This is a genomic window from Methanolobus sp. ZRKC3 (assembly GCF_045291275.1).
Classification (GTDB): Archaea; Halobacteriota; Methanosarcinia; order Methanosarcinales; family Methanosarcinaceae; genus Methanolobus.
In genome coordinates this window covers 2,330,477-2,344,782 of sequence record NZ_CP146982.1, presented here as the reverse complement: position 1 = coordinate 2,344,782, position 14,306 = coordinate 2,330,477, and the positions used below count along the sequence as shown (strand labels likewise).

The 14,306-nt window shown below is 42.4% G+C and carries 17 protein-coding genes, 1 tRNA gene and 1 other RNA gene; 14 read left to right on the top strand and 5 right to left on the bottom strand.

Translation table 11 applies throughout. The features are described from left to right. Positions 1-50: 50 nt before the first annotated feature. Entirely contained in the window at positions 51-1,427 is a 1,377-nt protein-coding gene (locus V7O66_RS11915; protein ID WP_406660534.1) for an RAD55 family ATPase, read from the top strand. A 28-nt stretch (positions 1,428-1,455) separates the two neighbouring features. Here V7O66_RS11915 and V7O66_RS11910 read toward each other — a convergent pair whose 3' ends face one another. Continuing rightward, positions 1,456-1,695 carry a transcriptional regulator gene (locus V7O66_RS11910; protein WP_406660533.1) on the bottom strand — a complete coding sequence of 80 codons (240 nt, stop codon included), beginning with the start codon at positions 1,693-1,695 and terminating at the stop codon, positions 1,456-1,458. A gap of 135 nt (positions 1,696-1,830) precedes the next feature. Between V7O66_RS11910 and ffs the strand changes: the two genes are divergently transcribed. The 3 genes from ffs (at position 1,831) to V7O66_RS11895 (ending at position 2,583) form a co-directional block, all read left to right on the top strand. Then, an RNA gene (ffs, locus tag V7O66_RS11905) (signal recognition particle sRNA) lies at positions 1,831-2,145 on the top strand. 55 nt (positions 2,146-2,200) lie between these two features. Continuing rightward, a tRNA-Ser gene (locus tag V7O66_RS11900) sits at positions 2,201-2,285 on the top strand. A 67-nt stretch (positions 2,286-2,352) separates the two neighbouring features. Further along, the gene (locus tag V7O66_RS11895) at positions 2,353-2,583 is read left to right on the top strand and encodes a hypothetical protein (RefSeq protein ID WP_406660532.1); all 231 of its coding nucleotides are present in this window, start codon (positions 2,353-2,355) and stop codon (positions 2,581-2,583) included. Between the two features lies 1 nt (position 2,584). Here V7O66_RS11895 and V7O66_RS11890 read toward each other — a convergent pair whose 3' ends face one another. Both V7O66_RS11890 and V7O66_RS11885 read right to left on the bottom strand, forming a co-directional pair. Further along, positions 2,585-2,902: a ribonuclease P protein component 4 gene (locus tag V7O66_RS11890; protein WP_406660531.1), complete on the bottom strand. Its 318-nt coding sequence runs from the start codon at positions 2,900-2,902 to the stop codon at positions 2,585-2,587. Between the two features lie 23 nt (positions 2,903-2,925). Next, positions 2,926-3,576, bottom strand: coding sequence for an MBL fold metallo-hydrolase (locus V7O66_RS11885; protein ID WP_406660530.1), 651 nt, complete (start codon positions 3,574-3,576; stop codon positions 2,926-2,928). 167 nt (positions 3,577-3,743) lie between these two features. Here V7O66_RS11885 and V7O66_RS11880 point away from each other — a divergent pair, with 167 nt between their 5' ends. The 8 genes from V7O66_RS11880 (at position 3,744) to rpl12p (ending at position 9,896) form a co-directional block, all read left to right on the top strand. Beyond that, positions 3,744-5,165 carry a D-aminoacyl-tRNA deacylase gene (locus tag V7O66_RS11880; RefSeq protein ID WP_406660529.1) on the top strand — a complete coding sequence of 474 codons (1,422 nt, stop codon included), beginning with the start codon at positions 3,744-3,746 and terminating at the stop codon, positions 5,163-5,165. A 42-nt stretch (positions 5,166-5,207) separates the two neighbouring features. Further along, a complete protein-coding gene (ftsZ, locus tag V7O66_RS11875; protein ID WP_406660528.1) occupies positions 5,208-6,317 on the top strand; it encodes a cell division protein FtsZ in 1,110 nt (369 codons plus the stop codon). Between the two features lie 206 nt (positions 6,318-6,523). Beyond that, positions 6,524-6,712 carry a protein translocase SEC61 complex subunit gamma gene (locus V7O66_RS11870; protein ID WP_406662649.1) on the top strand — a complete coding sequence of 63 codons (189 nt, stop codon included), beginning with the start codon at positions 6,524-6,526 and terminating at the stop codon, positions 6,710-6,712. A gap of 2 nt (positions 6,713-6,714) precedes the next feature. Next, positions 6,715-7,182 (top strand): transcription elongation factor Spt5, encoded by a 468-nt coding sequence (locus V7O66_RS11865; RefSeq protein WP_406660527.1) that lies wholly within the window; start codon positions 6,715-6,717, stop codon positions 7,180-7,182. A 40-nt stretch (positions 7,183-7,222) separates the two neighbouring features. After that, on the top strand, positions 7,223-7,708 hold the full coding sequence (locus V7O66_RS11860) for a 50S ribosomal protein L11 (RefSeq protein WP_406660526.1): 486 nt from the start codon (positions 7,223-7,225) through the stop codon (positions 7,706-7,708). Positions 7,709-7,874: 166 nt separating this feature from the next. Next, on the top strand, positions 7,875-8,516 hold the full coding sequence (locus tag V7O66_RS11855) for a 50S ribosomal protein L1 (protein WP_406660525.1): 642 nt from the start codon (positions 7,875-7,877) through the stop codon (positions 8,514-8,516). After that, positions 8,513-9,541 (top strand): 50S ribosomal protein L10, encoded by a 1,029-nt coding sequence (locus V7O66_RS11850; RefSeq protein ID WP_406660524.1) that lies wholly within the window; start codon positions 8,513-8,515, stop codon positions 9,539-9,541. Before V7O66_RS11855 ends, V7O66_RS11850 begins: the two co-directional genes overlap by 4 nt. Positions 9,542-9,596: 55 nt before the next feature. Then, the gene (gene rpl12p, locus V7O66_RS11845) at positions 9,597-9,896 is read left to right on the top strand and encodes a 50S ribosomal protein P1 (protein WP_406660523.1); all 300 of its coding nucleotides are present in this window, start codon (positions 9,597-9,599) and stop codon (positions 9,894-9,896) included. Between the two features lie 69 nt (positions 9,897-9,965). Here the strand turns inward: rpl12p and V7O66_RS11840 are convergent, their stop codons facing one another. Both V7O66_RS11840 and V7O66_RS11835 read right to left on the bottom strand, forming a co-directional pair. Then, the gene (locus V7O66_RS11840) at positions 9,966-10,559 is read right to left on the bottom strand and encodes a class I SAM-dependent methyltransferase (RefSeq protein WP_406662647.1); all 594 of its coding nucleotides are present in this window, start codon (positions 10,557-10,559) and stop codon (positions 9,966-9,968) included. 190 nt (positions 10,560-10,749) lie between these two features. Further along, complete coding sequence (locus V7O66_RS11835; RefSeq protein WP_406660522.1) at positions 10,750-12,375, bottom strand: ABC1 kinase family protein; 1,626 nt, start codon at positions 12,373-12,375, stop codon at positions 10,750-10,752. 220 nt (positions 12,376-12,595) lie between these two features. Here V7O66_RS11835 and V7O66_RS11830 point away from each other — a divergent pair, with 220 nt between their 5' ends. Together V7O66_RS11830 and cbiQ are read left to right on the top strand one after the other, a co-directional pair. Beyond that, entirely contained in the window at positions 12,596-13,435 is an 840-nt protein-coding gene (locus V7O66_RS11830) for an energy-coupling factor ABC transporter ATP-binding protein (protein WP_406660521.1), read from the top strand. A 29-nt stretch (positions 13,436-13,464) separates the two neighbouring features. Continuing rightward, positions 13,465-14,280 carry a cobalt ECF transporter T component CbiQ gene (gene cbiQ / locus V7O66_RS11825; RefSeq protein ID WP_406660520.1) on the top strand — a complete coding sequence of 272 codons (816 nt, stop codon included), beginning with the start codon at positions 13,465-13,467 and terminating at the stop codon, positions 14,278-14,280. The last annotated feature ends 26 nt before the right edge of the window (positions 14,281-14,306 follow it).

Genomic DNA, 14,306 nt, shown 5'->3' with positions numbered 1-14,306 from the left:
ATATTAAGTTTGCGAATAAGCGACATTGATCAAAAACCAAAACGATACAAATGGATAATTTAAACCAAATTTCCTGCGGAATTGAAAGCCTGGATGAATTATTGGGCGGATTTAAGTCACCCTCCACAATACTGCTTGCCGGAACGGCAGGTGTCGGCAAGACCATAATGTCATTGCAGATGCTGTCAGAAGCTACAGGACGTGGGGAAAAGACATTATACATCCCTATAACCACAGAGAAGATAGACAAGCTGAAAATGTACCATTCAACGCTTGAATTTTATAATGAATCTTTAGAAGTATACCCCATAAACCGCCAACTCGCCGAAAAAGACCCCCTTACCACCCTGATAGACATTGGAAATGTGATCGAAACCAAAAAACCCGACAGGTTGGTTATAGACCCCATTACACCACTTGGCTTTGGGTTTGTAGAACAGGAGAGAAGAAGGTTCTTCTATACGCTGGATTCAATGCTGCAGGAAAGAAGCATGCTTACATTCCTTGTTGGCGAACTCATTAAAGATGAATTGCATAGATCAGTAGTAAGTCACCTTTCAGATGGCATCATATACCTTTCAAGAGGAGAGAATGGTTTAAAGACAGACCATTATCTTGAATTCCTGAAAATGAGAGGAATTGACCTGAGAAAACAATCAGAGATCACATCTTGCAAATACCTTTATGATATTGCCCCTGGCGGATTAACAGTATATCCGCACCTTAAACCTGAAGATAATTTTAAGCTGGATGATTCCAGGGTGGAAGCAGGCATTCCGGGACTGGATACAATGCTTGGAGGAGGAATTCTCAAATATAGTAGCACCCTTGTCGCGGGAAAGCCCGGCACAGGTAAAAAAATATTTGGACTCCAGTTCATATACCACGGCCTCCAACAAGGAGAACCTGCACTAATAGTCACTTTTGAAGACTCACCCCACCAGTTGCTCATGGATGCAAAGAGAATGGGATGGGACTTGGAAGAGTTCATGAAAAGTGGGCTCTTGCATTTCATATGCAGCAACCCCGCAAACATATATCCAGCTGAGCACTCCATTCGAATAAAGAATGCCATTGAAACAATGAGTGCCAGCAGGGTCTTTTACGATGGAGTGAACAATCTTGAGATTTCGATCCCCGATAAGTTGAAACTGAAAGGTTACCTCTACTCACTTGCAAGCTACCTTAAAAGCAAGAGCATTACCGCCCTTTTTACAACAGAGACAAGCTCATCGGATTGTCCGGGAAATGAAGAGATATATCTTGCATTCCTGGTGGATTCAGTAGTGATGCTCCGCAACTCCAAGGCAAGAAACCGCAGATATATGTGCGTGATCAAGTCAAGAGGAACAAAACATAAGAGATCTATAAAGGAATACGCAATCACCGATGCCGGTATCAAAATGCGTACAGACACACTGATCTAGTAGTCCCTATTTTAAAAAAAAAGTGGAGCTAAATGCTCTGCATCCTTTTCTCGACAGCAGCCCCAAGTTCAGTCAGGCTGAAAGAATTGTCATTCTGGACGACTAATTTTCTATCAAGCAGCTCACCAAGCACCTTATCAGCCGAAGGGCGGGCTATACGCATATTCTTTGCAAGCTTGTCACCATTAAGTTCATTCCTAGATGCCAATAAAGCAAGCAATTTCCGACGATTCTTATTACCAGTCACAAATCCAATTAGTTCATCCATATTTTACCTCTGGAGCATTATAAAGACGCGTAACTATAACTATTTTATCACAATCGTAGTTAATCACGACCATAGAGAATTCCGCTCCAATAAATATGAAGGATACTTTTATTACCTGTCATGCGTATTTAGAGGTGACAGGCTAGTCTGGGTAGCCCGGCGTTACCTGTAACCCGAAATCGCCGATATGCGGGAGACGAAACCGATGGAAGATGTTCGGATCATCTTCAAACCTGTAATTTCAACTGAGAAACCCCGTCCTGCTTGGATAATGTTGATATAAGAGCTTGTTGGAGAACTTGTTTTTATACCTTAACCGCGAGAACCAGTCCAGGCCCGGAAGGGAGCAGACCAACCGTGGACAATTGTCGCTTGCGGGGTTGCGGAGTGGAGGAGAGATTGCAGATCATTTGGAGATGTGAAAAGCACCAACTTGAGGTGTGCCTGTCACTTATAACCAAAGCGTTAAATAGGTGGATTGCGTTAAGGGACAGACACGAAAAATGACGAGATAGCCAAGCCCGGTATGGCGCAGGATTGCTAATCCTGTGGTGCTTTGCGCCTCGGGGGTTCGAATCCCCCTCTCGTCGCTATCTTTTTTATACTGAATTTTCACCTTGAAATAACTTTATCTAATACAAGGCAGACAACGAGAAAATGTCAGAGAAAACAATCATCCCCGTTCTAAACAACACAACAGAGAATTCTGAAGAAGAAGATTCAGCCTGCACCGGATGCGGAAAAGGCGGTTGTTGCGGAGGATTTGGGATCAAAGCAGGATCTGAAAAAGATGTAGTTTTCAGGAACATATTCCTGTATATAGCCATGGGACTCATTATATTTGCAGCTACCTACATTATAATGCAACTGTTGACGCTAATAATGTAGATCAATTTCTGCAAAATGGATAACGTTTGATAGCCCCACAGTTCAAACAGGTTATAATGATAGAACCATCACTCAGCCGAACCCTGCAGTTTGAACCGGGCACAAGGAACGAGTTACATTTCTTGCATATTTTTCTTTTAAGCTCAGAAGGAATACTCACACGATAACGCATGCCGATTCTTCGCGCCAGGGAAGCATATCGGTTACTTCGCATAGGATCGAGAGGATATGCATCGCCTGCAGCAGAGAACAGATAAGTTATTCGCTCAAGGGCAATATCCTTGGCAATTGTCTTTTTTTTCTTGCGGTTTTGTGCCATGATAACCTCATTATGAAAAAATCCTATAGAATAATTACCTCTATAGAAGAATCACCCTCATTAACAAGTGTCCTGAATTTTTCAGGATCGCCACCATTATTGTAATGCATAGGAATTACAGTAGCAGGAGATAATAAAAGTGCCGCCTCAGATGCTTTTACCTCATCCATCACAGAAACACCGCCAATTGGAAGAAGAGCAATACCTATTGGACCATCACCAGGATCAATTTCAGGAATAAAATCCGTATCACCGGCATGGTATATCCGTACACCACCCAGCTCCAGTATATAGCCCACACCATCCCCTTCTAAATGATATGGTGAAAACTTGTTGAAAGCAGGAACTACCTGAATATCTATTCCTTTTATAGCAAGGTCACCAGTAAGCAAATCCCCTTCCAGTATACGTCTTGCATCACCCTTGAATTTCAGACTCATATTTTCAGGAATTAACGTAGTGGTATCTAATTTCCGGACCCGCCTGATCGAATCAGGACAACAGTGCTCAGGATGTTCATGAGTTATCAGAATAATGTCAGCCAGATCATCATCGGATATAGATTCAGGAAGGATGAAAGGATCTATATATATAACTCGATCATTGCTTTTTATCATGAAACCTGCATATCCCAGCCAGGTTATCGAAACATTTCCTACATTTGTACTGCCCACATTATCACATCACGATTTTTTGCGTTGACCTCAAATGGTATTGAAGTCATGCGGATAATAAACTACTGGGTTTTAAGCTTAATAAAGACCCCACACGAACCGGGATACGAAAATGTCCAGTACGGCAAAATACATTAGTCATAGAGAAATCCTCTGTGTGACACGACATGAATAATGAGAAAATAACCATACTTTGCTCCACAGTAGATAGGGCCAGCCAGAACATCAAGGAACATCTGCTTAGCCTTAGAGATTGGAAAACGATCGATATCAAAGCAATTGATTGGAGTGAGCTGACAGCAGTCTACGAAAATGAGAAATATCGCATAATAGAGATAGACCAGCACCACATCTATCAGGACAAGATAGACAAAAAGATGGATAGTTGTGGATTTAATACTAATTTGATCATCGTAGCGTCCAAGCATAAAAGTGCTGATGGGAGAGCAGTACTCACCACCCATTTCACAGGAAATCCGAATAATGCTGATTTTGGAGGAAGAGATAGAGAATTATCAGTCCCCGCACCAAGTATTATGCGCCCCATACTCATGAATATGAAAGAATTGGACCAGAGGAGTGGGTATGAAATAAATATGGAATCAACACATCACGGGCCAAGCGATGTGAAAACGCCAATGGTATATGCAGAGATCGGTAGCGGAGAAGAACAATGGTCAGATCCCGAGGCAGGAGAGTTAGTTGCCAGGTCAATCCTCGAAGCAAAGGAGGAAGATACCCCCATTGCGATAGGAATAGGGGGAGGACACTATGCCAGCAGGCAGACAAAGCTCATCCTTGAAACATACATTACTTTTGGCCATAATTTCCCGGATTACCAACTTGAGAACATTGATAAGGATATGGTATTACAGGCCTTTGTAAAATCAAATGCAGACTTTGTGTACTTTGACAGAAAATCCATGCAATCTAAAATGAGAGAGAAATTCACACGGATCATTGATGAGCTTGGATACCTGCTACTCAGGGAAAATGAAATACGCGAAATGAAAGGAATTCCCTGGAAATTGTTCCTTGAAATACGCAGCATGTCTGAAAAGCTCTGCCCGAATGGAAGATTTCGAATTTCGGATGCATTCAGAGCGGATATGGAGAGGAATAGCAACCACCCACATGATGAGACTGCCATGCCAGAAATAGTTACAGAGGCTATTAGTGAGAAATTACTGCAACAGTGCATCACCTGCGACAAGAATAGCACAATCAAAATGCTGGATATTTTAGCACCAATCTACCTGGAAAAGGACAATGGAATAATATCAAACTTCATCATGGGCTTTGCAGATAATATCAAAATTGCGATGCAGGACATCACAAACGAATGCATTAAAATACTAAAAGAGCATTATGCAATTAAATATATTCCAGAGGATAATATACTGCACATAAGCGATGAACAATTCAGCCCCGAACTTGCAAGGAACATGGGAATTCCCCCTGGTCCGATGTATGGAAAACTGGCAAGAAAAGAATCGATCGTTATTGATGGTAGGACTATCGGGCCAGAAATGGTCCATGTGCGAAAAATTAAAACAATTCCATTGTCCAATGCAGTAGATATAACTTAATACGGAATCTAACATACGATTTTCATTTGAGGGAGAAAAAGAATGAAATCCATAGTAGAAGAGGCACTGGCAAGGTCTGAACAGGAAACGCGTCTTCGCAGCTCAGCCACAGTTCCTGAACAACACGATATAAATGCAGAACTGGAAGCAATGCTGAGTGAGTTAACTACCAATATAAAGGTAATTGGCTGCGGTGGCGGCGGCTCAAACAGTACACAGAGAATGATTGACGAGGGAATTAAAGGCGCTGATCTTGTTGCCCTTAACACCGATGCACAGCATCTTCTGAACATCAACTCCGCTAGAAAGATACTGATCGGAAGGAAAAAGACAAGAGGACTTGGCGCAGGCAGTCTTCCACAGATCGGTGAAGATGCAGCTATTGAAAGTTTAGATGAGATTGCTGCTGCTGTAAATGGCAGTGACATGGTATTTATCACTGCAGGACTTGGAGGAGGAACCGGAACAGGATCCGCACCAGTAGTTGCAGAGGCTGCACGCGATGCAGGAGCTTTGACGATTGCAGTAGTGACACTCCCATTTGGAGTAGAAGGGCAGGTCAGGCGCACTAATGCTGAGGCAGGTCTTGAGAGATTGAGAGATGTTGCTGATACAGTAATAGTAGTGCCAAACGATAAACTCCTTGAAGTGGTCCCAAGATTACCACTCCAGGCTGCATTCAAAGTATCAGACGAAGTATTAATGAGAGCTGTAAAAGGAATTACAGAACTTATTACAAAACCAGGGTTAGTAAACCTTGACTTTGCTGATGTCAGGACTGTCATGCAGAACGGTGGCGTCGCAATGATAGGACTTGGAGAAGCTGAGGGAGAGGCTAAGGCTGTGGAATCCGTACAGAAAGCACTTAGGAGCCCATTACTTGATGTAGATATATCAGGTGCAACATCCGCTCTTGTCAATGTAGTAGGCGGACCGGACATGACAATTGCCGAAGCTGAAAGTGTCGTCCAGGAAGTATATAGCAGAATTGACCCTGATGCAAGGCTCATTTGGGGTGCGCAGGTTGATGACACACTTGAGAACACCGTACGCACAATGATAGTTGTGACAGGTGTCAAATCCCCACAGATATATGGTCATGGTGGAGGACAAAACGTGACCAGAAGATACGGAATTGACTTTGTAAAATGAAAAATACACTTTTTACCTGATTGCGGTTGGATCGTGCGAACTGCACGATTCAATCGAAAGGTATTTTATAATAGACGCTATTTAAATGGCGCTATAATTCAGCATTTTGTGGAGAATCCCGCAATATATGCTGATTTCAAAAAATTGATTATCTATAAATTCATCAATCAGAACCGGTTGTGAAATACGTGGCAGAAGCATTTGACCTGAACAAATTACACAGTAACATAAACCAGACCCTGAAGACATACCTTAGGGTACTTAAACTGACGAAGAAGCCTTCGAGAGAAGAATTCCTGATGATCTCAAAGGTTGCAGGACTTGGAATTCTTGCTATCGGATTGGCCGGCTTCATAATTTTTGTGTTGCTGGTAGAGATGCCACAATGGGTGTGATCATGGCTGAGGATTCCTTGATATTTGTTGTGAAAACAACTGCAAATCAGGAGCGTTCAGTCGCAAATATGATCGCACAGGTTGCAAGAAAAGAACACTTCGACATCAGGGCCATCATTGCACCTGATGAACTGAAAGGTTACATACTTTTGGAATCCCCAAACTCTGGCGAGGTCGAACAGGCAATCCAGACAGTCCCCCATGCACGAACTGTTGTCAAGGGACAATCAAGTATTGAGGAGATATCCCATTTCCTTACACCAAAACCAACGGTCACCGGTATTACAGAAGGTGCCATAATTGAGGTGACATCCGGACCGTTCAAGGGAGAGAAAGCACGTGTCAAGAGAGTTGACGAAGGTCACGAAGAGATCACTGTTGAGCTCTTTGATGCTGTCGTACCGATACCTATAACTATCCGTGGTGATACTGTAAGAATCCTCAGAAAAGAGGAAGAGGGAAATTCCTGAACCTATTTATCAATAATTAAAATTCAATGGTGATACTCAAATGGTAAATATTGTTGACGCATTGGTTCCGGGAGGAAAAGCAAATCCAGGGCCACCACTCGGCCCAGCTCTTGGTCCGCTTGGAATCAATATCAAAGACGTAATTGACAAAATTAACGAAAAGACAAAGGATTACAATGGAATGCAAGTTCCTGTAAAGGTAATAGTCGCAGACGATAAGAGCTTCGAAATCGAAGTAGGTACACCACCAACATCTGCGCTTATTCTGCAGGAACTTGGAATCCAGAAAGGGTCCGGCGAAGCAGGCACAGTAACTGTCGGCAATCTTACGGTCCAGCAGGCTGCAAAAGTCGCAAGGATGAAGAAAGACGATATACTGTCATACACATTAAAGGCAGCAGTCAAGGAAGTTCTTGGATCCTGTGTGCCTATGGGAGTTACTGCTGAAGGAATGGACGTAAGGGAATGTCAGAAAGCACTCGATGAGGGCAAATTTGACGACATCCTTGCTAATGAAGCATGGTAAATGCTTTATCCTCAGCTCTAACCGAAACGTTTAAGATTATTGCTTAATTAATGGGTTGCCCATTAGACGACAGAGTTTTGGTCTTTTAGACCGAAACCCTAAACACAGCCGTAGTAGACCGAAACGGTCCTGCCTGAACATTTGTTCAAACTACGGGAGGTAAAGAATGGCAGATGAAAGTACAATAGAATATATTAGCAAGTTATTAGCAGATTCACCGGAACGTAAGTTCTCAGAGAGTATGGATCTTGCAATAAACTTGAAAAATCTAGATATGAGTCAGCCTAAAAACCGTGTTGATGAAGAGATCATACTTCCACACGGATTAGGAAAAGGCCTGAAAATTGCTGTTTTTGCAAAAGGAGAAGTAGGACTCCAGGCAAAGGAAGCAGGTGCTGAGTACGTATTTGGTGAGGAAGAGCTTACTGAACTTGGAGAAGACAAGACACGTGCAAAAGCAATCGCTAACGAAATCGATTTCTTCATTGCCGAAGTGCAGTACATGGCACAGATAGGTAAGACCCTCGGTATCGTACTCGGTCCAAGAGGAAAGATGCCAACACCACTTCCACCTGGAAAGAATGTTGCTGATCTGATTAACAGTGTAAGCAACTCCATCAAGGTCAGGTCGAAGGATAAGCTTACATTCCACGTGCCAATCGGGCGCAGAAACATGGATGAAGCTAAGTTAGCAGACAATATCGAAACCGTAGTAACTAGGATCGAGCAATCCCTTGAAAAGGGAAAGCACAACATAAAATCAATTTATGTTACGACCACTATGGGCAAATCCGTGAAGGTGATGTGATGGTAGATACACACCACACAGAACATGTACCTCAATGGAAAAAGGAAGAAGTTGAGGAAATCAAAGGACTCATAAAGAAGTACCCTTTGTTCGGTGTAGTAGGCATAACTGGAATTCCTGCAAAACAGCTCCAGAAAATGAGGAGAGATCTTCAGGGTACAGCTGTTTTGAAAGTAGCAAGGAATACACTTACCAGAAGAGCAATTGACGAATCAGATGATGATGTCAAACAGATGGCTGAGTTCATCGATGTACAGACTGCTCTGGTGTTTACCGAACAGAATCCTTTCAAGCTTTATAAGTTACTCGAAAAGAGCAAGAGTCCTTCCCCAATCAAAGCAGGCGCAATTGCACCTAGGGACATCATTGTAGAAGCCGGCCCCACAAGCTTCCCACCAGGACCAATCCTCGGTGATATGCAGGGAGCTGGAATCCCAGCAGCTATTGACAAGGGAAAGGTAGTCATTAAGGAAACTAAGGTAGTTGCAAAGGAAGGAGAAGCAGTCTCACAGAAGCTTGCAGCTATGCTCACAAGACTCGAGATCTACCCAATGGTAGTAGGTCTTGATATGAGAGCAGTCCTTGAAGACGGATCGGTCTTTGGACCAGAAGTCCTTGCTATCGACGAAGACAAATACTTCACAGACTTCACACTTGCAGCTCAGCAGGCATTCAACCTGTCAGTATATGCAGCATACCCAACCGCAGAGAACATCAAGACACTCATTTCAAAGGTCGCAACAGAATCACGCAACCTTGGAATCAATGCTACAATTCTCGAACCGGAAATTATGGATGCATTGCTTGGAAAGGCACACTCACAGATGCTTTCAGTTGCATCTGCAGCTTCCAGTAACAATGAAGAAGCTGTTGATGATGAACTGAAGGAAGCTCTCGGCGCTGCAGCAAGTGCAGCAGCAGCTGTGCCAGCAGCCACAGAAGAAGCAGCTGAAGAGAAGGAAGAAGAGCCAGAAGAAGAGGAAGAAGAGAGCGGAATGGCCGGTCTTGGAGCACTTTTCGGATAAACAATAATTTACAAATTTATACACAGTTTACTTTAACACAAAAAGGTGATTACACATGGAATACATATACGCAGCACTTTTATTGCACAAGGCAGGAAAAGACATTACAGAAGAAGCAGTTGTCTCAGTACTTCAGGCAGCAGGCACAGAAGTTAACGACGCACGCGCAAAGGCACTCGTTGCAGCTCTTGAAGATGTAGACATCGAAGACGCAATGGCAACAGCAGCAGTTGCAGCAGCACCAGCAGCAGCAGCAGCACCAGCAGCAGCAGCTGAAGAAGAAGTCGTTGAGGAAGAAGCAGAAGAAGAGCAGGAAGAGAGCGGAATGGCCGGTCTCGGAGCACTTTTCGGATAAGATTGCATCATGCTCGCCATCAGGCGAGCATCCTATCTTATTTTAATCCTAATCTAATTCTAACTTAATTCAGATTTTTTCAAATACTTGACATCTTACATAAGATTTCAAATAAACGTCTTTTACTAATTTCAGATTATTTTCTTCACACATTTCCAGATAGTGATTATTCCAGCTGTCCCCATTTTCTTTGAACATAAAGAACGGAAGCATCATTACACTGGAGAATGCAAGTCTTGGACGTGAACAATCCACCAGAGCAAAGAAGTCTCCTTTTTTCAACACCCTTCCGGTTTCGCTTATCGCACCCTTACGTACTTCAGCGCTTGTTTCACAAAAAGCTACCGATGTTACCACCATATCAAAACTTGCATCCCCGTAAGGCAACATATCCATTGAACCCTGGCAAAGATCAAAGGAAAAACCTTCGCCACCTGCTTTTTTTGCTGCATAGCCCAGTTGTACTGCAGAAAGATCAATACCATGAATATCAATCTCCCCTTTAAGCTGCCTGGCAATTGCTATACCCACAGACTCTGTACCACATCCCAGGTCAAGGATAGACATACCTTTTTTCAGAGGAAGCTCAGATGCAACCTGTTCATAGTAGGGTGAACCGAATCCAAGTATCGTTGCAAAAAAATCATAGTGCTTCCCACCCAGAAGCCATCCAAAATTGTTACCTTTTTTATATTTTATCTTCAGCCCCCCAGACCAAGGATATTAAAATTCAACAATATCTATCTAAATAATATTTGACTTTTGCAGTATTAAAATTTGTCCCAATTACATTACTAATGCCACATCCATACCCGAACACTAGCTACAATTAATAAAAAAATAGAAATTATATCTAGATCTTTCTTGCAAATATCATTCCGAAAAGCAAAATTGAACTGATAAAACCTGCAACTCCCAGAGCAGGTAAAGAACCGCTTCCATTAACTGCCATGTAGGCTGATGACAACAGTATAGCTGCAAGGAAAGCATATTTCAAGGCAGATTCCGTTGCACGATAGTGCTTTATTTCCTTGGTTTTCTCTTCAAGCCGCTCTATCCTGTATCCTCTTATGACCTCAATGACATCGTTGACACCTTGTGGCAGATTTTTAATAATTTCCAGATATCGGTCACCTTCAAGCTGGAGATACTCGAATGCCTCAAATGGAGAATAACGCTTCATGAAAACCTTGGTGATAACAGGCTTTGCATTCTCCAGAAGATTGAACTTCGGATCAAGCTCAAGACAATTTGCTTCGATGAGTATCAGTGCCCTTTCAAGGGTCGAGAACTCACTTGGCAGTGAAAGATTGTATTTAAGAGCGAGTGTGGCATAATTATCGCTTTGCCTTTCACCAGAAGAATAATTCTGTTTGGATATTATATCATCAAGATCAATCTTGAAACGGCGGACATCCACATCTTCCTTGTTAAGACCGGTGATTTTCAGGAATGACTCGAAAGCTATGTCCATTTTTTTCTTGTAAATACCATAAAAAAGGTTCAACATATTCCTGCGAAGCTCATCGTCAATGATTCCCACAGCTCCAAAATCAATGTAGGCTATCCCATCTTCCCGTATCAGGATATTTGAACTATGAGGATCCGCATGATAAAAACCATCCATATATACCTGTTTCAGGTAACTTGTACTGATGATATTCGCATACCATTTCTTTTTTTCAGCAGGTAACTCAGGTATTTTCCTGATGGTCACTCCTTCCATATAATCCATGATCAGCACATTTTCGCCGGAGTATTCATCATGGACATTGGGAACATGCACCTCATCCACATCGGCAAAGTTCTCCTGGAAACGCTTGATATTCCTTGCCTCATTACTAAGATCGATCTCCTTGCTTAGCAGATCCCTGAATTCAAAAAGGAAGGAATCTATGTCGAAATTGCTCCCAAAGCCCAATACCCTGACAATGATGGACTTGAGATCTTCCAGTATTGCAAGATCAAGATTTATGACATCTATAAGGTTGGGCCGGGTTATCTTTACAGCAACTTTATTCCCATCGAGCACTGCTTCATATACCTGAGCTATGGAAGCACATGCTATGGGCTCTTCATTGAATTCATCAAATATGTCCAGGACATTAAAATCATAGTTACCTGACTGGAACTCAGTTCCCGGAAGCACACACCTGAGTCCGTCAAAAGCTACCTTCATCTCATCAAAACCAAGAGGATTGACATTGTCCTGCAGGTTTGACAATTCATCCACATAAATGGCAGGAACCAGATCCGGCCTTTTACTCAAGATCTGCCCAAGTTTTATGAATGTAGGTCCAAGTTCTTCGAAGGCTTTTCGAAGCTTCACTGCTTTATCACGATTCTTGACATCCAGAACACATGGATTCCTTTGAGTGGAAACATAATACTGATTAACTTCGCTGTACAACAGAGTGAAAAGATTATATTTTGAAAATACCCTGAAAATCGTGATATACCTGCGAAGTTTTTTGAACATCAGTTTATTGTTTAACCTGTTACTAGATATAGGTTCTTGTGCCCTTTATTGCAGATATTGCAACATATTCTGAATGGTTAAAAAATGAAAAGAAAGGTTTAAACATTAAGATAACCTGTGAAAAAGATAACACTAAACAAGTATATATAACAGGATTCTTATGTAGAACAACAGCTATACTAATTATTGAACACCTGCTAATTAAAACGAATTGGTTTCCATGACACCCCATAACCCGATCATAGAACTGAAAGATGTATCCTATTTCTATGCAAGCAGCAAGACAAAAGCTCTTGACAACATCGGCCTCAGCATATATGCAGGGGAAAAGATAGCCATTCTGGGTGCGAATGGGGCAGGGAAATCAACTCTTTTCAGACACCTTAACGGAATACTGAAACCAGCAAGTGGACAGGTGCTTGTGAAAGGTAAGAGTGTCTCAAAAAAGAATATAAGACAAGTCCGGCAGACTGTCGGGATCGTTTTTCAGAATCCAGATGACCAGATACTGGCACCTACCGTGGAGCAGGATGTTGCATTCGGGCCTATAAATATGGGACTCCCTGAAGAGGAAGTGAAGAGAAGAGTATCAGAATCTCTTGAACTTGTACACCTATCAGGTTTCGAGGACCGCTCCCCCCATCACCTCAGCGGAGGACAGAAAAAGCTTGTTGCCATTGCCGGAATACTTGCCATGCAGCCTGAAGTGGTAGTGTTGGATGAACCTACTGCAGGACTTGACCCTTTCACTGCAGGCAAGATCATGCACGTCATAGAGGATATGAACCGAGAACTTGGAATTACGGTGATCCTTTCCACACATGATGTGGATATTGTTCCCCTCTTTGCAGACAGGGTCTATGTGATCCACCATGGAAGAGTTGAAGCAGAAGGTACTGCAAAAGAGATATTCAAAAAACATGAAATACTTGAAAATGCACATCTCAGAATGCCAAGGATAGCCGAGGTATTTGAGCTCCTCATGGAAAAAGGCATTATTACAGACATAAAGATCACCCCTGTAGATGCAAGGGATGAGATATTGCGCCTGATAGGATAGGCATATATAATGACTGATAGGGTCTGAAAATGGAGATCACACTTACTGATATCGAGAGGGAATCCTACAAAAACAGCCCTGTACACAGGCTGGATGGTAGGGTCAAAATACTTGCCATCATTGCAATAATTGTTTTTGCTGTCAGCCTTCCTCGCATAGAGGAGAGTAATTTTGTCCGCCTTTTTAGCATCGAGATATACCTGATATTGTTGATATTGCTGGCAAGACTGAATCCACTCTATTTGTTTATCAGATTCATTGCGGTATTACCCTTCGGGCTTGCCATGGTCCTCATACAGCCATTCGTAAGGCAGCCATTTATTGATACATTCACCATTTACCCAATTTATCTGCCACTGGGAATTACAATGACATACGAAGGGATATACTTCGGATTAACACTTCTTGCAAAGTATATAGTCTGTATAACTGCCATCATATTGCTCTCATCCACCATGAAGATGAACGATATGGTAGCTTCTGCAAGACGCCTTGGAGTACCAAAGGAGATAACTCTCCTCCTGTCAATGATGGTCAGGTACCTTTTTGTGTTCTGGATAGTGCTAAAACGCATTAGGGTAGCACAAAAAACACGGCTCTTTGATATCTGGAACAAGAGCACGCCACGAAAATGGATACTTGAACAGATCGGATATACCATAGGTTCGCTTCTTATACGCTCTTATGAGCAGGGAGAAAGAACCTATATCAGTATGCTTTGCAGAGGGTACGGGAACGATGGGATAAACATCTATATCCACAAGAATAAACTCAGAATAACAGATATTGCTTTCTCATTGCTCACAGCAACTATCCTCATAACAACGATACTTTTACCTTTGTGAAATATCCCACACTTACGCACAAGACT